This is a genomic window from Pseudomonas sp. MWU13-2517 (assembly GCF_023242545.1).
Classification (GTDB): Bacteria; Pseudomonadota; Gammaproteobacteria; order Pseudomonadales; family Pseudomonadaceae; genus Aquipseudomonas.
Genome location: NZ_JALMFA010000015.1, coordinates 141,031 through 159,634, shown reverse-complemented (window position 1 = coordinate 159,634; position 18,604 = coordinate 141,031). Strand labels below are relative to the sequence as shown.

Below are 18,604 nucleotides of genomic sequence, written 5' to 3'. Positions count from 1 at the left end.
CGTTCACGCGGGTGTTTTCTTGACCCTGAGCGCTTTGGCCTTGGCTTCCACGCCGAGGTACATCATCAGCGCGATCAGCAGCGGCACAATGAAATAGATGGCCCGATAGGCAATCAACCCGGCCAGCAAGCTGCCCCGTGACGCCTCGTGCTGCAACAGCGCGATAAACACTGCCTCCAGTACACCCAGGCCGGCCGGTATATGAGTGAGCACCCCGGCAATTGCACTGATCAGCAGCACGCCCAGTACCAGTGGATAGTCAAGTTTGGCCGGCAGCAAGGTGAAGATCACTGCGGCCATCAGCGACCAGTTCAACGCCCCCAACATCAGTTGCAAGCACGCCATGCGCAAGGACGGCAGGTTGATTTCCATGCCTCGGATCGTCCAGGCACGCTTTTTTGAATACTGGCAGGCCGCCAGATAACCGATGCTGACCAGCACCAACACCGCACCAATGCCCTGCAATGCACTGCTGCTGACTTTCCAGCCGGGCGGCATCGTCACCAAACCGCTGCTGAAAATCACCCCGGCGATCGCCATGTAGCCGAACCAATTGGTCGCCAGGCTCAGCCCGAGGATCTTGGCGATATTGTGGGTGCTCACCCCCAGGCGTGAATACAGCCGATAGCGCATGGCGATGCCGCCGACCCACGCACTCAGGTTGAGGTTGAAGGCGTAGCTGATGATCCCCACCGGCAGGATCTGCTTCCACCCCAGGGGTTGGCGGATATAGGTGCGGCCGATCAGGTCGAAGCTGGCGTAGACCAGGAAACTGCACAGCGTCAGCGCGCTCGCGATGACCAATGTGCGCACTTTGAAGTCGCTCAGGGTCTGTATCACTTCGTTCCAGTCGATACGCCGCGCGAGCAGGGTGAACAGAACGATCAGCAACAGGAAGAAGGCGATGGTCAGCGGTTTTTTCCAGCGCTTGAACCGTGAGCGTTGGGTATCAGGTGTCATGGTGCTGGACCTCAAAAGGCTTGAGTCGAGGTTTGTGCGCCGGCAACCATCCCGTCAGCATGGGAAAATGGCGCATTACATGGAAGACCAGGAAACCGACGGTCAATCGCCAAAGCCACAGGCGTTGCTTGCGGTTCTCCGGCATGGTCCGGCAATGGTTCTTGGCCAGGGTTTCCAGGCGTTCATACAGGTGCTGATTGAAGGCTCGGTCGCGAATCAACACGTTGGCTTCCAGGTTCAACGACAGGCTCAAGGGGTCCAGGTTGCTCGAACCCACGGTGCTCCAATCGTCATCCACCAGCGCCACCTTGCCGTGCAGCGGGCGCTCGCAGTACTCATGAATGACCACGCCGTCCTTGAGCAGGTAACCATAGAGCGTGCGCGCCGCCAGCTTGGCCAACAGCACGTCGGGCTGGCCCTGCATGATCAATTGCACTCGCACGCCCCGGCGCGCGGCGTTGCGGATTTCCCGCAGCAGGCGATAGCCGGGGAAGAAGTACGCGTTGGCGATCACCACGCGTTTTTGTGCCTGGCTCAAGGCGTGGATGTAGGCTTCTTCGATGTCATCACGGTGATGCACGTTATCGCGGTAAATCAGGCGCACCTGGCCGTCGCCTTTTTCGGTGTGCCATGGGGAAGGCCTCTGCTGGCGTCGCCGCCAGCCGCGTCGCGTGCGTACCTGGCGGCCACTCTGCGCAAGTGCAAAATGATGCAGGTCCGCCACCACCGGACCGGTCACTTGCAACGCATAATCCTGCTTGGCCTCGGGGCCATAATCACCCAGGTGATCGGCGGAGAAATTGATCCCGCCGATGAACGCGACTTCGGCGTCCACCACCACAATCTTGCGGTGCAAGCGGCGAAACCAATTGGTGCGAATGCCCAGCGTCTTGGCGGCCGGGTCGAACATCTGCACCGCCACGCCCGCTTCGGCCAGTTCCCTCAGAAAAGCCGGGCTCAACTCGCCGCAGCCAAAGCCATCCAGGCTGACCACCACCTTCACTCCACGTTGCGCGGCCTCGATCAGCACCGCCTTGAGCTCAAGGCCCACCTTGTCTTCGAAGAGGATGAAGGTCTCCAGCAGGATCTCCCGCCGCGCCTTACGCAATGCATCGAAGACCTGTGGAAAGTACGTCTCGCCGTTCTCCAGCAACTCGACCTGGTTGCCGCCCTGCCAGCCATAATCGAGGTCACGGGCCTTGGCTTCGTCCGGCGGCTGATCAGTGGAAATATGCTCTACGGCAACGGTCATAGTTCGATCTCCACCGACAGCGGCACATGGTCCGACAGATGGGACCATGGCCGTGTGGCCAGGACCCGAGGGTTATGCACCTTCACATTACGCACGTAAATCCGGTCCAGTGGCAGCAACGGAAGGCGTGCAGGGAACGTGCGCGCGGGTTTGCCCAGGCGTTGGTTGAATACTTCCTGCAGGCCGCTCAGGCTCAGGTCGGCCTTTTGGCGCCAGTCGTTGAAATCGCCGGCAACCACCAGCGGCGCGGTGGCCGGGATCTCGCTGATGCGCTGTTCCAGCAAGCGCAATTGCTGCTGGCGATGTACTTCACGCAAGCCTAAATGAATGCAGATGGCGTGCACCTCCTGGCCGGTACCCGGCAGCCGCAGCACGCAATGCAGCAGGCCACGGTTTTCATGCCCGCTCTGGGAGATATCGAGGTTGTCGTAGCGCACGATCTGGAATTTCGACAGCAGCGCATTGCCGTGATCGCCGTGGGGGTAGACCGCATTGCGCCCATAGGCGAACTGCGGCCAGATGCTGTCGGCGAGAAACTCGTACTGCGGCATGTTCGGCCAGTCGCTGTAGCGCTGCGGGTGGCGTTCGTGAGTGCCGTGGATTTCCTGCAGGAACACGATGTCAGCGCCCACGCTGCGCACCGCCTCACGCAGTTCGGGCAGGATGAAGCGTCGATTCAGCGCGGTGAAGCCCTTGTGGATATTCACCGTCAGCACTGTGAAGTGCGTAATGGCAGCGGTGGGAGGGGCGGGGATCAATTCCGGATGCGTCATGGCAACACCCCCGGCTCCGGCAATACGCCGGGCGTTGTGGCCAGGTGCTTGTCCAGGCCGAAACGTTGCAGCAATTGGCGCGCATCGAAGGGCGCGCGCACCTTGATGTCATTGTCGAAAAAGCAGAATACATCGCGCTGCTTGCAGGCGCGGGGCTTGTGTTGCGGGGCGACCAGATGCGCATCCGCCGGTTGCTTGCCATGCGCCCAGCACTCGATGCGATCACCCCAACGCTTGAGTGCTTCGGCGCTGTAGCCGCTGGCATACAGCTGCTTATCGCCGTGCAGGCGCAGGTAAAGAAAGTTGGCGGTGACGTCTTCGATATACGGCCACTTGCCGGCGGTGTCTGCAACCACCAGCGCCACGCCGTGTTTTGCCAGCATTTGCACGAACTCCGGTACCGCAAAACTTTTATGGCGAATCTCCACCGCATGGCGTAACGCGCGTTTGCCATGGGCCTGCATGCTCGCCTTGCCGTTCAGGCGCGACTCATGCTGGTGGGCGAGGGCGGCGGCTTGTTGAGTGTCGGTGGGTAATTCGGCGAGAAAAGCTTCGAACAGGGGCGGGTCGAATTTAAAGCTGGGCGGGAATTGCCAAAGGATCGGCCCGAGCTTTTCTTTCAGCTCCAGTACACCTGAGGCGAAGAAATTAGCCATCGGCTTATGCACCTCGCGCAGGCGCAGGATATGGGTGATATAGCGGGGTGCCTTGACGCTGAACTGGAAATCTTCAGGCGTCTGGGCGTACCACTCGGCATAGCGCTTGGGCGTTTGCAGCGCGTAGAACGAGCCATTGATTTCGATGCTGTTGACGGCGCGTGACGCGAACTGCAACTCACGTTTCTGGGTCAGCCCCTCGGGGTAGAAATCCCCGCGCCAGGGCTTGTAGCGCCAGCCGGAAATGCCGATATGTATCGCCGTCATGGTTGCTCCCGTGAATGATCGGTCGGTTGACCTCTGTTCTGGGATGACTGGAATAGTCGGCGGAAAGTTTCTGCGTTTCTACAGACGGCATGTAGGACGGCACATGAAACGACATGTGCCAAACCTGTGGGCTCGCTCGCGAATGGGGCGGTTCAGCCGTGAATCTATTGGCTGATGCCCAACGCTTGCGAGCAAGCCCGTTCCCACAGGGTGTGTGGCGACTGACTCAGTGTCCGACTGCCACAGGGTTCGATGACTCGGCATACACCGGCCCCAACCGATCAAGTCGGCCACTCCATGCCGTCAGTGCCAAAGCCACCAGGACCACCAGCCCACCGATCCAGGCCGTGTGGATCAGCCCCATATGCGCCACGATCAAACCACCGCCCCAGGCGCCGCCGGCGATACCCAGGTTAAACGCGGCGATATTCAGGCCCGAAGCCACATCCACCGCTTGCGGGGTGTGATGCTCAGCCTGGCGCACCACATAGACTTGCAGGCCAGGCACGTTACCGAAGGCGACCGCGCCCCACACCAGTACGGTGGCCAGGGCCAGCCATGGGCTCGCCGCAGTGAACGTCAGCATGAACAATACCGCTGCGAGCAGGGCGAAGATGATTTTCAATGCGCTGATGGGGCCACGCTTGTCGGCGAGCTTGCCGCCCCAGATATTCCCGGCGGCTACCGAAACCCCGTACACCAGCAGCACCAGGCTTACGGTGCTGGCGCTGAAGCCGGAGATATCCTGAAGGATCGGCGCCAGGAAGGTAAACGCGATAAATGAGCCGCCGTAGCCGACGGCGGTCATGGCATACACCAGCAGCAAGCGCGGTTGCTTGAGCACTAGCAACTGTTGCAGCAACGACGCGGGTTTGCTGTGGCTGATGTTTTTCGGCACGTAGAGCAAGCTGCCGATAAATGCGATCACGCCCAGGGCCGAGACGGCCAGAAAGGTTTCACGCCAGCCGAAGTGCTGGCCGATGAACGTGCCCAGCGGCACGCCGGTGACCAGGGCGACGGTCAAGCCGGTAAACATGATGGCAATTGCGCTGGCGGCTTTTTCCTTGGGCACAAGGCTGGTGGCGATGGTCGAGCCAATCGAGAAAAACACGCCATGGGCCAGGCCGGTGACGATCCGCGCGAGTACCAGGGACTCATAACTCGGCGCCTGCCAGGCCAGCAGGTTGCCGAGGGTAAACAGCACCATCAACGACAGCAGCAGCCATTTGCGCGGCACTTTGCCGGTGAGCGCCGTGAGCACTGGCGCACCGATGGCCACGCCCAGGGCGTAGAGGCTGACCAAGAGGCCGGCGGACGGCAAGTCGACACCCAGGTCGGCGCCGATGGTGGGTAACAGGCCAACGATGACGAACTCGGTCGTCCCGATGGCGAAAGCGCTGAGGGTCAGCGCGAGCAAGGCAATGGGCATGGCTGCAACTCCGGTGGGTTGATTCAGGAGCGCAGTGTCTGGGTTTGGCTTGTGCGGAAAAAGCCAGGTATTGGCATTTGATATTTGTCTTGGGCGCAAAAGTAAGACGAGGGGGAACGATCGGAGCGTAAACCCGTCAGTTCCTTACAGACCTTGCTGAAGGAGCCGCTGTTTTGCTGAATCTCAAGACTGCATTACTGCTCGGTGCGCTGCTGCTGTTTGGCAACGGCGTGCTGCAAGCTGCTACGACGGTGCCGGCTCCAGCGTCTGCTGCACCGGCCAAGCCCGAGTTATTGGTCGAGGGTGGCTTGCTCGGCGCCATCAGTTCCAGCATCGACGATGTGCAGGACAAACTCGACCTCAATGAAAACCTCATCGACGCCTGGCGCCTTCGCGCCGACCGTGCGGCGGACGAGGTCGGGCGGCTGGTGGACCAGACCGCCGAGCGCTCGCCGTGGCGCGTGGCCGGGGATTTCCTGCTGCTGTCGGGGGTATGGGGTGGTGCCTTTGCGGTCTTGATGCTGCTGGGACGATTGGCCGTAAAGCGTCTGAGTCGACAGCGCTTCATTGGGACACGTGGGCGCCTGCAAGCGGTTTTGGGGTATGTGATGCCCTACACCCTGCCTGCATTGATTTGCCTGCCACTGACGCTTTACGTCAGCCACTTTTTACCCTCGTCGGTGGGGCGAGCGCTGGCACTGTGTTTCGCCTACGCCACCAGCAGCGGCATTTTTTCCACGTCGATGTTGTTGTGCGTCATCGTCATGTTCAACGTTGGTCACAAGCGTACGGCCGTGCAGATTATTCGTAGTTACTGCCCGAGGCCGTTGTTTCTGATCGGCTTCCTTGCCGCCCTCAGCGACGCGCTGACCAGCCCGCAAATCGCGCGACAACTGGGTGGCAATATCACCAGCAGCATTGCCGTGTTCACCGGGCTGTTTGCGGCGGTGATTTTTGGCGTACTGGTGGTGCGCCTGCGCCGTCCGGTGGCCCATTTGATTCGCAACCGGCCATTGGCCCAGCGCCTGAAACACCCGGCACTGCAGCAATCGCTGCGGGTGTTTTCCGGGCTGTGGTACTGGCCGATCCTGTTGATGGTGCTGGTCTCGGCGATCAACCTGATCGGCGCTGGCGACGATAATCAGAAAGCCCTGCGTTGCGCGTTGTTCACGACGATTTTGCTGATTGGCACCGTGTTCCTCAGTACGGTGCTGCAACACCTGTTCAAGTCCCGCAGTCAGGTGGCGATCCAGCGCAGCAGCGCCTACAAGGAACGCTTCCTCAGCCTGTTACACGCGATCCTGCGCATTGTCATGGCGATCGCTTTTATCGAAATTCTCGGGCGCATCTGGGGCGTATCGTTGTTTGAATTTGCCCAGCGCAACTCGGTAGGCCGGGCGATCAGTGACTCCCTGAGCAGCATCGGCCTGATCCTGCTGATGACCTGGCTCTTCTGGGTGGTGCTCGACACGGCCATTCAGGAAGCTCTGAAGCCGCCGGTGAATAAGCGCTCCAGCCGCCAGCCCAGCACGCGGGTCAAAACCATCCTGCCGCTGCTGCGTAATGCGGTGAAAATCATCCTGGTGGTGATCTGCGCGATCACCACCATGGCCAATCTGGGTATCAACGTCGCGCCGCTGTTGGCGGGTGCTGGTGTGGTCGGCCTGGCCATCGGCTTTGGCTCGCAGCAGTTGGTGCAGGATGTGATTACGGGCCTGTTCATCATCATCGAAGACACCCTGTCTATTGGCGACTGGGTCGTGCTCGATTCCGGCCACGCCGGCACGGTCGAGGGCCTGACCATTCGCACCCTGCGTCTGCGCGACGGCAAAGGTTTTGTGCACTCGGTGCCATTCGGGCAGATCAAGGCGGTCACCAACCAGTCGCGGCAATTTGCCTATGCGTTCTTCTCGGTGCAGTTCACCTACGATACCGATGTGGACAAAGCCGTGGAGCTGATCCGCGAGGCCGGGCAATCGATCCGTGATGACGCGTTCCTCCAATACAACCTGCAAGGGCCGCTGGAGGTATTCGGCGTCGACAAGATGGACCTCAATGGCGTGGTGCTCACCGCGCAGTTCCGCACGGTGTCGGGCGGGCAATATGCTGTCAGCCGCGCGTTCAATCAGCGCCTGAAAAAGCTTGTGGATAACTGTGCGCAGGTGCACTTCGCGCAAACTTACCCACAGCAGGTTTTCTTGCCCAAGCGCAGCGCCCAGGTGGACGAGCCGGATGAAGAGGTACCGGCGTCGTTGGTGCTGACCGAGCAGCCGCGCCCTCAATGAGGGCGCTTGAAACGCATTCCCGGTGTGGGAGGGCGCTGGCTCCCGATGAGGGCTTCAACGCCCCCGACGTCAGTGCCTGATCAACTTCTCCTGCACCGCTTGCTGATCGCTGTCCACCAGCAGTTGCGGCTTGCCGCTCACCATCACGGCGGCCGGCAACCCGTCCCGGTACACGATCCGATTGCCGCTCACCGCCGGCACCTTGCTGCCCGGCAACAGCGTGCCCACCAGGTTCAACGGGTCGGCGCCACACACCACCACCAAGCTGCCGTCGTGAGGCCTGCGCCGTACTTCGCGCAGTAACGGGATCGCCTCCGGCAACGCAAATTGTTCGCCCGCCAGGCCGCTGACAAACCGCCCTCCACGAATTTCCCCGCGCGCTTCGAGCCGATGAAAGGTGCGCAGCAACTCTCGCCAGCTCGGCAGCCACTCCGCCTCACGCTCCAGCAAGCGCCAGAACACCACGCCATAACGGCGCAGCAGGGTCATCGCCACGTGTTCCAGCGTCTCGGCCGAATGCGCACCAGGGGCCGTTGGCGGTCGGCGCACCAAGGCCCACCGCCCGGCGTCGTCCATTCCGCCGACAAATGCACCCCGCCCACGCCGGCTGCTGCGTGCCTGGCGTTTGCTGGCGGGCGTGGTCAGCGCACGCAGCCCGGCAAAGCTGTCGGCATTCACCAACCCGGCGCCCACCAGTTCCTGCAACGCGGTTTCCAATTCACTGCGCAGCAGATGGGCTTCGTGCACCAGCTCATCGAAAAACAACGCGCCATGATCACGCAGGGCCTGAAGGACTTTCTGCGCCTTGAGCGACAGCGTGGTGCTGTCGGTGAGGTCGGTCAGCCCACTCCACAATGGCACCTGGCTGCGTGGCAACAGCACCACCGGTGTGCTGCGCAAGGCACTGGCGCTGGCCTTGTTACTCAAACGCATCCACACCAGCTTGCCGCTGCGGCACAGTTCGTCGAGCCAGGTGGAGGCGTAGTCCTTGAGCCGCGCACTGAGCAAGTCACTGTCCCAGGCGGATGCGGCGGCGCTATAACCTTCGAACTGGGCCATGATCTGCGGCAGCATGGCGCTGCCCTGGCCGCGCGTGGCGTTGGACAGGTGCTGCCAATCGAACAGGAAGCGCATGAAATCCTGCAGCGCCACCGGTTCGATTTCACGGCGCAGGCGCTTGACCGTGTAGCGATGAATGCGCGCGAGCAAATGCCGTTCGCACCATTGCTCTGCGTCGGTGCTGGGGCTGAAGCGACCGCGCAGCACATAACCTTCCTGCTCCAGACGCGCGAGTGCCTGAGTGACATCAGCCATTGGCAATGCCAGGGGCGCGGCGATTTCGATCAGGCTCAGCGGGCCGAATCCTGCGAGGCGTGCGCGCAGCACTTCGACCACCGCATCGTCATAGCTCCATGGTTCATCGAAGCCCGGCATAAGCGGCAAGTTGCCGGGATAGATCGTCTGCAAACAACTCAAACGTTCCACGGCCACCCACAAGCCGTTGGGCAATTGACAGGCGCGCCCGCCCTTGGCCAAGGCGTGCAGCCACTCGGCCCATTGCGGTGTGACTTCGCCGGCGGCGATACATGCCATGCTCATCAACGCCTCATGCATTTCGTCCAGGCCGTTGGGCGCCGGCCAGGCCTCTTCACGCACGCCGGCAATGGCGTCAGCGTCCAGCGCGCCGAGGTCGTCGGTGCTCTGCGGGTCGCTCCAGCGCCGGTTGAGCACGGCCTGGGTGCGGCGTTCTTCCAGCGGGGCGTCGTCGAGAAAGGTGTAGGGGCGGGCACTGAGGATTTCGGCGGCCATGGGCGAGGGGGCAGGCAAGTCTCGGCTGATCAAGCGCACTTCGCCGCGCTCCATACGCCGCAGCAGGGCCAGCCAGGCGTCGCTGTCCATGGCTTCGTGCAGGCAGTCGTCGAGGGTTTGTTCCACCAACGGGTGTTCGGGTACTTCGCGCTCCCCGGCCAGGTTTTCCAGGCAGGCGATCTGGTCGGGAAACACGCTGGCGATCAGGTCTTCGCTTTTCATGCGCTGGATCTGCGGCGCCACCTTGCGCCCACCGGCAAACCGCGGCAATGCCAGGGCCACGCCTGCGTTCCAGCGCCAGCGCACGCCGAACAATGGCGCGTCCAGCACGGCCTGGATCAGGATGTGCTCGGCGCTGTGACTGTTCAGATAGCGCCACACCTCATCCAGCTCAAAGCTGTGACTGGTGGACAGCGACAGCACGATGGCATTTTCACTGGCAGCCGCCTGCAATTCGAAATTGAACGTGCGGCAAAACCGCTTGCGCAAGGCCAGGCCCCAGGCGCGGTTGAGGCGGCTGCCGAAGGGCGTGTGAATAATCAGTTGGGTGCCGCCGGACTCATCGAAAAACCGCTCCATGATCAGCGTGTCCTGAGACGGCAGGGCGCTCAGGGCCAGGCGCGCACGGGCCAGGTAGTCGAGGATCTGCTCGGCGCTGGCGTGGTTCAGGCCGAGCGTGTGGGTGAGCCACTCCAGCGCGGGTTGCAGGTCGCCCGGGCTGGCACCGAGCACAGCGTCCAACTGGCCCTGGAGACGTGCCACCGCCGCCGACAACTCGTTGCTGCGCCCTGGCGCCTCGCCGAGCCAGAAAGGAATGGTCGGTGGCTGCCCGTGGGCGTCCTCGACCCGCACCTTGCCGCTTTCTACGCGCAAAATCCGGTACGACGTATTGCCGAGCTGGAAGATATCCCCGGCGATGCTTTCCACCGCGAAGTCTTCGTTGACGCTGCCGATATTCAGGCTCTGGGGTTCGAGCAATACGCTGTAGTCGGCGTTGTCGGGGATGGTGCCGCCGCTGGTGACGGCCGTCAGCCTGGCGCCCCGGCGGCCGCGCAGGGTGCGGGTCACTGCGTCGCGGTGCAGGTAGGCGCTGCGGATGCCTTGGCGGCCGTTGTAGCCGTCGCTGAGCATATGCAGCAGCGCCTGGTAGTGGCGCTCATCCAGCTCGGCGTAAGGCGCGGCGCGACGTACCAGCTCGAGCAACGCCAGTTCCGGCCATTCCTGGGCGCTGACTTCGGCAATCAGCTGCTGGGCCAGCACGTCCAGTGGCGCGACGGGGATCTGCAGCGTATCCAACTCGCCCCGACGCACACAGTCGAGCAGCGCGGCGCATTCGATCAGGTCGTCGCGGGTAGTGGCAAACAGGCGGCCCTTGGGCGTGCCGCCGACCTGATGCCCGGAGCGTCCCACCCGTTGCAGAAAGCCGTTGATCGAACCGGGTGAGCCGATCTGGCACACCAGGTCCACGTCGCCGATATCAATCCCCAGTTCCAGCGATGCAGTGGCAATCAGCACTTGCAGCTCGCCGGCCTTGAGCCGTTGCTCGGCGTCCAGACGCATCTCCTTGGCCAGGCTGCCATGGTGGGCGGCCACGGCCGTTTTGCCCAGGCGCTCGCTCAGATGCCGCGCGAGGCGTTCGGCCAGGCGTCGGGTGTTGACGAATATCAGTGTGGTGCGGTGTTCGCGGGCCAGTGTGGCGAGGCGGTCGTAGACCAATTCCCACACGTCGTTGGCCATCACCGCCGAGAGCGGCACGGGCGGCACTTCAATATCCAAGTCACGAGGCCGGGCATGGCCGATATCGACGATGGCGCATTCGCGCGCCGTGCCCACCAGAAAGCGCGAGACCGCCTCGATAGGTTTTTGCGTGGCCGACAGGCCGATACGCGTCAACGGCTGGGTGCACAGCCCTTGCAGGCGCTCCAGGCTTAACGCCAGATGACTGCCGCGCTTGCTGGCGGCGATGGCGTGGATTTCGTCGACAATCACCGTGCGGGTATTGCCCAGCATATGCCGGCCGGAGTCCGAGCCGAGCAGCACATAGAGCGATTCCGGCGTGGTCACCAGGATATGCGGCGCACGCTTGCGCATCAGGGCACGGTCTTTTTGCGGGGTATCGCCAGTGCGCACGGCGGTGCGGATCACCAACGGCGGCAAGCCCAGGCGCTGCAACTGTTCGGTGATGCCCGCCAACGGGTTTTGCAGGTTGATCTGGATGTCGTTGGACAGCGCCTTGAGCGGCGACACATACACCACCAGCGTCTCATCCGGCAGTTGCCCGCCGTTGGCCAGGCCTTGATGGACGAGGTCATCAAGCACCGCCAGGAAGGCGGTCAGCGTCTTGCCGGAACCCGTGGGGGCGGCAATCAGGGTCGAGCGGCGCTGTTTGATCAGCGGCCATGCCTGGGCCTGGGCGCTGGTCACCGACGGGAAGGTACTGCGGAACCAGGCGCTGACGGCAGGGTGGAAGCCGTCCAGGACCTTGTCCGTGGATTCAGGAAGGTTCATGCATTCAGTTATGGCGTCGGCCCCGACAACTTGCAACCCCATACTTTTATCCGTGACGGTTGCGCGACAAACCCGCAAAATGCAACGATCCTTACAAATATCCAAAAACCTTCGTTCCATACAGACCGGGCCTGCTCAATCTATGCGAATGCGCCTTATGTTACTGGGCGGCGGGAATGCCCTCGGGCAGGCGCTGATTCGCCTCGGTGCAGAGGAAGACATCGGTTTCCTCGCACCCAAACCGCCCCAAGACGGCTGGGATGCCGCGAGCCTTACCCAATTGCTCGACGACACCCGTCCCGATGCGTTGATCAACCTCGCCTACTATTTCGACTGGTTCCAGGCCGAGGCAGTCAGCGAAAGCCGTTTGGCCGCGCAGGAGTTCGCTATCGAACGCCTGGCCGAACTGTGCCAGCACCACGGCATCACGTTGCTGCAACCGTCCAGCTACCGCGTATTCGATGGCTCCCGCGCCACCGCCTACAGCGAAAAAGACGAACCGGTGCCCTTGGGCCTGCGCGGCCAGGCGTTGTGGCGTATTGAACAGAGTGTGCGCGCCACCTGCCCGCAACATGTGCTGCTGCGTTTTGGCTGGCTGCTGGATGACAGCATGGATGGCACCTTGGGACGCTTTCTGGCCCGTGCGGAAAAACCGGATGAGTTGTTGATGGCGGACGACCGTCGCGGTAACCCGACGCCGGTGGATGATGCCGCCCGGGTAATCATTTCCGTGCTCAAGCAACTCGATTGCGCGGCGCCGCTGTGGGGGACCTATCACTACGCCGGCCAAGAGGCGACCACGCCATTGGCCCTGGGCCAGGCGATCCTCACCGAAGCGCGCAACTATCATCCGCTGGCCATTGAATCGCCCACCGCTCAGGCCCACGCGGCACGGCCGGATGCAAGCGATGAACCGCAGCATGCGGTGCTGGCCTGCAAGAAAATCCTGCACACCTTCGGCATCAAGCCACGGGCTTGGCGGGCGGGGCTGCCGGCGTTGCTGGATCGGTATTACCGCCACAGCTGACATAACGCAAAAGCAGATGTGAGAGGGGGCTTGCTCCCGATTGCGGAGTACCAGTCATTGACTGATTCACCGTAATCGGGAGCTAGCCCCCTCTCACCTGGGTTATGCGCCCTTGCTTACACCGGGATCAGAATTTGTAGCCGATACCCACCATGTAAACCATCGGGTCCACGTCCACATTCACTTTGGCACGGGTGCCCTGGCCCAACGCGTTGTTGTCCACGGTCGCCTTGGTGCTGATGTCGATGTAGCGCGCCTGGGCGTTGATCATCCACTTGTCGTTGATCATGTAGTCGGCGCCGATTTGCGCGGCCCAGCCCCAGGAGTTGTCTGCCTTGAAGTTGCTGAAACCGGCTTGTTGCGCACGGCTGCCGACGTGCTCGTCGTAGATCCAGGTGTAGTTGATACCGGCGCCTACGTAGGGTTGGAACGCCGACTTGCTGTCCAGCGGGTAGTACACGACGCTCAGGGTTGGCGGCAGGTGTTTCAAGGTGCCGAGCTTGCCGTTGGCGGCGCCCAGGGCGGTGTTCTTGATCTTCACGTCATGCTCGAATGGCGTGGCGGCCAGCAGTTCGATACCGACGTGATTGGTCAGCATGTAGGCGAAGTTCAAGCCCAACTGGGTGTCGCTGCTCATGGTCGCCTTGCCGCCCAGGTTGGTGCCCGCCAATGGGCCCTGGTCGACCTTCACGTGGCCGCTGTCAGCTTTCGGGTTCACGGTGATAGCACCGGCACGAACCAGAATGTCGCCAGCTTCGTGAGCGTGGACGGCAGGGGCGGCGAGGGCGAGCGCGAAGAGGGACGCGCCGAGCAGAGACTTGTTCATGGGAGCTCCAAAAGGACGTTTAAAAGTTGTACGTCCAATGGTAAAGATCGTTCCGCTCGATCTTTTGACTCAGCTCAATGAATGGGCAATCAGCGCTAGTCCGGCAGTTCGTAGACGTAAATCTTCTCGGCATCCATCTGGTAACCGGCATCCGCCAACTCGCTGGTAGAGGGTTTGACCTGCATTGAGCCCTCGATCCAATACGGCTGGTACAGCTCATCGAGCTTCACGCCGACTTCGCTTTTTACATGCACGATCTGGTTCGACGGCGGCGGCGGCACGTGAATACACGCGCCGAAATACGGCACCAGCAGAAACTCGGTGGTGCGGCCTTCTTCGCTGACTTCCAGCGGCACGATATAACCCGGCAAGCGGATGTGCTGGCCGTCCAGGCTTTGCACCACCGGCGCGTTGGGCAGCTCCTGCTTGGCCGCAGGCGCCGCCTCGACCGACAAGGCATCGGCCATGTTCGACAGGTCGTGCAACGGTTTCATGTTAGGGATTTCCGGTGGCGCATCCGCTGGAATCATCTCTTGCCACGACAGATCCTTGGGCTGGTCGGCGGACCAGACCGGCACGCTCACCAGCAGCAACAGCGCAAACAGGGCACGACGCATGTGATTCCTCAGTAGGTAGCTATCAGCTATCAGCTGCAAGCTTCAAGCTTCAAGCTTCAAGTAAAAGCCGACGCGCTTCCTGCTTGAAGCTTAAAGCTTAAAGCTTGCAGCTGCTCTTCTCTTCTAAACCCTAATCGACAGGCCATCGGCCAGTGATTGTCGATAGGCACGCCACGCGGGCACGCTGCCCATCAACAACGCTGCGCACAAGATACCGGCGAGCAGTGTCCATTCATATTCGCTCGGCCACGACATCGGTAAGTCCAGACCATAGTTGGCCTGCAAATACCCGCGCGATGCGGTGATGCATACGTACAGCAAACCCACGCCCACCACCACGCCGGACAACGCCAGGGCGAAGGCTTCGAAGATCAGCAGCGTCGCGATATGCCAGGGCCGTGCGCCCACCGACCGCAATATCGCCATTTCGCGGCGACGTTCGTTGAGGCTGGTGAGGATCGCCGTGAGCATGCCGATCAGACCGGTCAGCACTACAAATAACGAAATTACGAACAGCGCCTTTTCGGCGGTGCCCATCATGCTCCACAACTCTTGCAGGGCCACGCCCGGCAGGATCGCCAGCATCGGCTCACCACGGAAATCATTGATTTCCCGTTGCAGGGCGAAGGTGGAAATCTTGTTGTTCAGGCCGAGCATGAAGGCCGTGATGGCCTGTGGAGTGAGGTCCATATTGCGCGCCTGCTCGGCACTGATGCGGCCTTTGCCCTGGGCCGGTACGCCGTTGTGCCAGTCGATATGGATCGCTTCCATGCCGCCGAGGCTGATGTGCAGCGTGCGGTCCACCGGCGTGCCGGTGCGCTTGAGAATGCCGACCACGGTGAACGGCTTGTCATCGTGTTTCACCAGGCTGACGACCGCCACGCCATGGGCCAGCACCAGCTTGTCGCCGAGTTTGTAATGCAGGGCATCGGCCACTTCGGCGCCCAGTACCACTTCGAACGGGTCGGTGGCGAAGGCGCGGCCGCTGGCCAGTTCGAGGTTCTGTTTGCGGCCGTACTGGTAATGCTCGAAGTAGGACGCGTTGGTGCCCATCACGCGGTAGCCGCGGTGGGAGTCGCCGAGGGAAATCGGGATCGCCCACTTCACTTGCGGGCTGGCGGCGAAGTGCTCGTAGCTGTCCCAGCGGATGTTGTTGGTGGCATTGCCGATGCGGAACACCGAGTACAGCAGCAGGTTGACCGAGCCGGAGCGGGCGCCGACGATCAAGTCGGTACCGCTGATGGTGCTGGCGAAACTGTTGCGCGCTTCAGTGCGCACCCGCTCTACGGCCAGCAGTAGACACACCGACAGGGCGATGGCGAAAGCGGTGAGGATCGCGGTAAAGCGGCGGTTAGCCAGGCTGGCCATGGCTAGACGGAACAAATACATCTCAAACCTCTGCGGGCGTGGCGGCGCGATTGAGTTCGGCCAGCGACAGGTTGCGGTCGAACAGCGGTGCCAGGCTCTGATCATGGCTGACGAACAACAGGCTGGCGCCGGCTTCGCGGCATTCGGCGAACAACAACTGGATGAACGCTTCGCGGGCGTCGTAGTCCAGGGCCGAGGTGGGTTCGTCGGCGATCACCAGTTCCGGCTGGCCAATCAGCGCACGGGCGGCGGCCACCCGTTGCTGCTGGCCGATGGACAGCGAGTCGGCGCGGCGCTCCAAAAGCTCCGGGGCGTTGAGCCCCAAATGCGCCAGCAAAGTGGCTGCGGCCTGATCGACGCTGCCGTGACGCTGGATCGCCCGTCGCGCGCGCAGCTTGGAAAAGTGGCAGGGCAGTTCGACGTTCTCGCGCACCGACAGAAACGGCAGCAGGTTGAACTGCTGGAAGATATAGCCGGTGTGATCGACGCGGAAACGGTCGCGGGCACCCGCCGACAGTTCGGTGAGTTCCTGGCCGAGCAGGCGAATGCTGCCGCGGCTGGGTTTCTGCACGCCGCCCAGCAGCCCGAGCAGGGTGGTTTTGCCGCTGCCGCTCGGGCCTTTGAGGAACAGGGTTTCTCCCGCTTCCAGGCGGAACGCGGGGATGTCCAGCAACTGTGGGTGACCGGGCCAGTTGAAGCCCAGGTCAGACAGTTCGATTAACGCTTGAGTCATGGTTGCAGTTCACGCATTGGGCTTTCTGTAGGAGCGAGCTTGCTCGCGAAAGACGTTAACGATAACGCGGCATTCCGGTGAACGCGGCGCGCTTGAGTTTTTCGTGAGCAAGCTGGTTCCTACAACTTCAGGGTGGCTGCGGTGGCCGTCGCTTCGACGCCTTGCTGGCCGCTTGGACCGATCAGTTGTACCTGGATTTTCTGGGTGGCGGGGAAGGTCTTGAACACTTGCGTCAGGTCGAAATTGCTCAGGGCCGTCGGCGTGGTGCACGTGAATTGGTAATGCGCATGGATCTCGCTGTGGTCGTGATGATGCTCGTGGGCGGCGGCGCCTTTGCCGTCGGTGGCGTGGTCGTCATCGTCGTCGTCATGGTCGGCTTCAGGCTTGTCGCCGAACAGCGGGCTGTTGAGCTCCTGGGTACTGATCACGCAGCCGGCGGCTTTGGGCAGGTTGAACAGGGCCAGCGGATTTTCCAGCTGTTTGCGCACGGCGGCGACCTTGGCCTTGTCGGCGGCGGTGCTGGCCTGGTGTTCGAAGCCCACGAGGTTCATGGCCGGGCTGTCGAACTCCACCTCCAGCGCCTGGCCGTCAAGCACGGCGTTAAGGCGACCGACCCCGTGTTCATGGGCGCCCAGGCTGCCGTGTTCATGTTCGTGATCGTCATGAGCGTGGGCGACAGCCAATGGCAGCAGGGCAAACGGCAAAGCGAGCAGCAGACGGCGCATGAGAGGGCTCCAGAACATGAAAGTTTTGTTATGTGATCTTATAACAATGTTGCGAGAGTTTGACCGCCTGCTTGGCGTTGCGCAAGCCGCGTGGGAGCATGCCCGTCAGAAAAGTGCAGGAGTAAGGACGATGTTGCGAATTCGTGGAACTGTCGGCGACCTGCCGGTGGATTTGACCCTGGAGCTGGACGACGGCGACTGGGCCCGGCTGGGCGCGCAGTTGCAGGCGGCTCCGGTGCCGACTGCGCCAACCGTTGCGCCGGTCAAACAGACCGATGACCTGTGGCAGAAAGCCCAGGACCTGTTACGCAAGGCCGGACAACTCAGCGGGTTGGAGTTACTGGATCAACTGGAAGGTCTGGCCGGCGATGCTGTGTCCGGCAAGCGCCTGTTGGTGCGCTTGCGACACAGTGCCAATGTGAAAGTCGCCAGCGGCTGGGACACGCCGCTGTACCGTTGGGTCGAGGCTTAATACAGCGCGGCGAACAACTTGCGACGGTATACGGTTACCAGCGGATGCTCATTGCCGAGCAATTCGAACACCTGCAGCAGGGTCTTGTGCGGCAAACCCTCGCTGTAGCTGCGATTGCGGATAAACAGCTTCAGCAAGCCTTCCAGCGCCGCGTCGTATTGCTGGCGCGCCAGTTGTTGAATCGCCAGTTGATAGGCCGCTTCATCGTCCTGCGGGTTTTGCGCCAGGCGGCTTTTCAGTTCGGCCGCGTCCGGCAGGTCGGCAGCCTGGCGCAGGAAAGTGATCTGTGCCTTCGCCCCGGCGAGTGCGGCCTTGTGCTCATCGCCCTTCACGGCATCCAGCACGGCCTGGGCTTCGCCCAATTCACCCCGTTCGGCCAGGCAGCGCGCGTACAGGATCAGCGCGGCGGCGTTGGTGTTGTCTTCGCCCAACAGTGCGACCAGCACCGCTTCGGCCTCGCTGATACGCCCTTCGGCAAACAGCGCCTGAGCCTGTTCCAGAGGATCGGCCGCGGCCGGTGGTGGCATCTGCACATGCGGCTCCAGCATCGCCCGCACCGCCGACTCCGGCTGTGCACCGGCAAATCCGTCCACCGGTTGGCCATCCTTGAACAACACCACGGTTGGCAGGCTGCGAATGCCAAAACGCGCGACGATATCCTGCTCGGCCTCGCAGTCGACCTTGGCCAGCAGCAACTCGCCCTGATAACTCTCGGCAATCTGCGCCAACAGCGGCATCAGCGCTTTGCACGGCGCACACCACTCGGCCCAGAAATCCACCAGCACGGGCTTGTGGAACGAATTCTCGATCACCGCCTGGTCGAAGGTGGCGGTGGTGGCATCGAAGATGTACGGCGTCGGCTCACTCATGGGGCGTCTCGAATAAAGCGGGAATGGG

15 protein-coding genes are annotated in these 18,604 nt (G+C 62.0%); 3 read left to right on the top strand and 12 right to left on the bottom strand.

Translation table 11 applies throughout. The features are described from left to right. Positions 1-3 precede the first annotated feature (3 nt). From M5B97_RS21725 to M5B97_RS21705, 5 genes are all read right to left on the bottom strand, one after another. Positions 4-960: a lysylphosphatidylglycerol synthase domain-containing protein gene (locus M5B97_RS21725; protein WP_248732631.1), complete on the bottom strand. Its 957-nt coding sequence runs from the start codon at positions 958-960 to the stop codon at positions 4-6. Beyond that, positions 950-2,212, bottom strand: coding sequence for a cardiolipin synthase ClsB (gene clsB / locus M5B97_RS21720; RefSeq protein WP_248732630.1), 1,263 nt, complete (start codon positions 2,210-2,212; stop codon positions 950-952). The genes M5B97_RS21725 and clsB overlap by 11 nt, the downstream gene beginning before the upstream one ends. After that, on the bottom strand, positions 2,209-2,985 hold the full coding sequence (locus M5B97_RS21715; protein ID WP_248732629.1) for an endonuclease/exonuclease/phosphatase family protein: 777 nt from the start codon (positions 2,983-2,985) through the stop codon (positions 2,209-2,211). Before M5B97_RS21715 ends, clsB begins: the two co-directional genes overlap by 4 nt. Beyond that, positions 2,982-3,908: a DUF72 domain-containing protein gene (locus M5B97_RS21710; protein ID WP_134660507.1), complete on the bottom strand. Its 927-nt coding sequence runs from the start codon at positions 3,906-3,908 to the stop codon at positions 2,982-2,984. The genes M5B97_RS21715 and M5B97_RS21710 overlap by 4 nt, the downstream gene beginning before the upstream one ends. A 226-nt stretch (positions 3,909-4,134) precedes the next feature. Continuing rightward, the gene (locus M5B97_RS21705) at positions 4,135-5,337 is read right to left on the bottom strand and encodes an MFS transporter (RefSeq protein WP_248732628.1); all 1,203 of its coding nucleotides are present in this window, start codon (positions 5,335-5,337) and stop codon (positions 4,135-4,137) included. Positions 5,338-5,510: 173 nt separating this feature from the next. On the opposite strand from M5B97_RS21705, the gene M5B97_RS21700 reads away from it, so the two are divergent. Next, complete coding sequence (locus tag M5B97_RS21700) at positions 5,511-7,622, top strand: mechanosensitive ion channel domain-containing protein (protein ID WP_123717364.1); 2,112 nt, start codon at positions 5,511-5,513, stop codon at positions 7,620-7,622. 69 nt (positions 7,623-7,691) lie between these two features. Here the strand turns inward: M5B97_RS21700 and M5B97_RS21695 are convergent, their stop codons facing one another. Next, complete coding sequence (locus M5B97_RS21695) at positions 7,692-11,939, bottom strand: DEAD/DEAH box helicase (RefSeq protein ID WP_248732627.1); 4,248 nt, start codon at positions 11,937-11,939, stop codon at positions 7,692-7,694. A gap of 142 nt (positions 11,940-12,081) precedes the next feature. Between M5B97_RS21695 and M5B97_RS21690 the strand changes: the two genes are divergently transcribed. Continuing rightward, entirely contained in the window at positions 12,082-12,966 is an 885-nt protein-coding gene (locus tag M5B97_RS21690) for a sugar nucleotide-binding protein (protein WP_123717366.1), read from the top strand. A 127-nt stretch (positions 12,967-13,093) separates the two neighbouring features. Here the strand turns inward: M5B97_RS21690 and M5B97_RS21685 are convergent, their stop codons facing one another. The 5 genes from M5B97_RS21685 to M5B97_RS21665 all read right to left on the bottom strand — a co-directional run bounded on the left by M5B97_RS21685 (position 13,094) and on the right by M5B97_RS21665 (position 17,235). After that, positions 13,094-13,792: an OmpW family outer membrane protein gene (locus M5B97_RS21685; RefSeq protein ID WP_123717367.1), complete on the bottom strand. Its 699-nt coding sequence runs from the start codon at positions 13,790-13,792 to the stop codon at positions 13,094-13,096. A gap of 95 nt (positions 13,793-13,887) precedes the next feature. Continuing rightward, positions 13,888-14,409 carry a DUF3299 domain-containing protein gene (locus M5B97_RS21680; RefSeq protein WP_123717368.1) on the bottom strand — a complete coding sequence of 174 codons (522 nt, stop codon included), beginning with the start codon at positions 14,407-14,409 and terminating at the stop codon, positions 13,888-13,890. Between the two features lie 123 nt (positions 14,410-14,532). Next, positions 14,533-15,798 carry an ABC transporter permease gene (locus tag M5B97_RS21675; RefSeq protein ID WP_248732626.1) on the bottom strand — a complete coding sequence of 422 codons (1,266 nt, stop codon included), beginning with the start codon at positions 15,796-15,798 and terminating at the stop codon, positions 14,533-14,535. Between the two features lies 1 nt (position 15,799). Then, on the bottom strand, positions 15,800-16,510 hold the full coding sequence (locus M5B97_RS21670; protein WP_248732625.1) for an ABC transporter ATP-binding protein: 711 nt from the start codon (positions 16,508-16,510) through the stop codon (positions 15,800-15,802). A 119-nt stretch (positions 16,511-16,629) separates the two neighbouring features. Beyond that, positions 16,630-17,235 (bottom strand): DUF2796 domain-containing protein, encoded by a 606-nt coding sequence (locus M5B97_RS21665; protein ID WP_248732624.1) that lies wholly within the window; start codon positions 17,233-17,235, stop codon positions 16,630-16,632. A 130-nt stretch (positions 17,236-17,365) separates the two neighbouring features. On the opposite strand from M5B97_RS21665, the gene M5B97_RS21660 reads away from it, so the two are divergent. After that, a complete protein-coding gene (locus M5B97_RS21660) occupies positions 17,366-17,707 on the top strand; it encodes a hypothetical protein (RefSeq protein WP_248732623.1) in 342 nt (113 codons plus the stop codon). On the opposite strand, the gene trxA is transcribed toward M5B97_RS21660, so the two are convergent. Next, positions 17,704-18,576 carry a thioredoxin gene (gene trxA / locus M5B97_RS21655; protein WP_123717372.1) on the bottom strand — a complete coding sequence of 291 codons (873 nt, stop codon included), beginning with the start codon at positions 18,574-18,576 and terminating at the stop codon, positions 17,704-17,706. The genes M5B97_RS21660 and trxA overlap by 4 nt on opposite strands. Positions 18,577-18,604 lie beyond the last annotated feature (28 nt).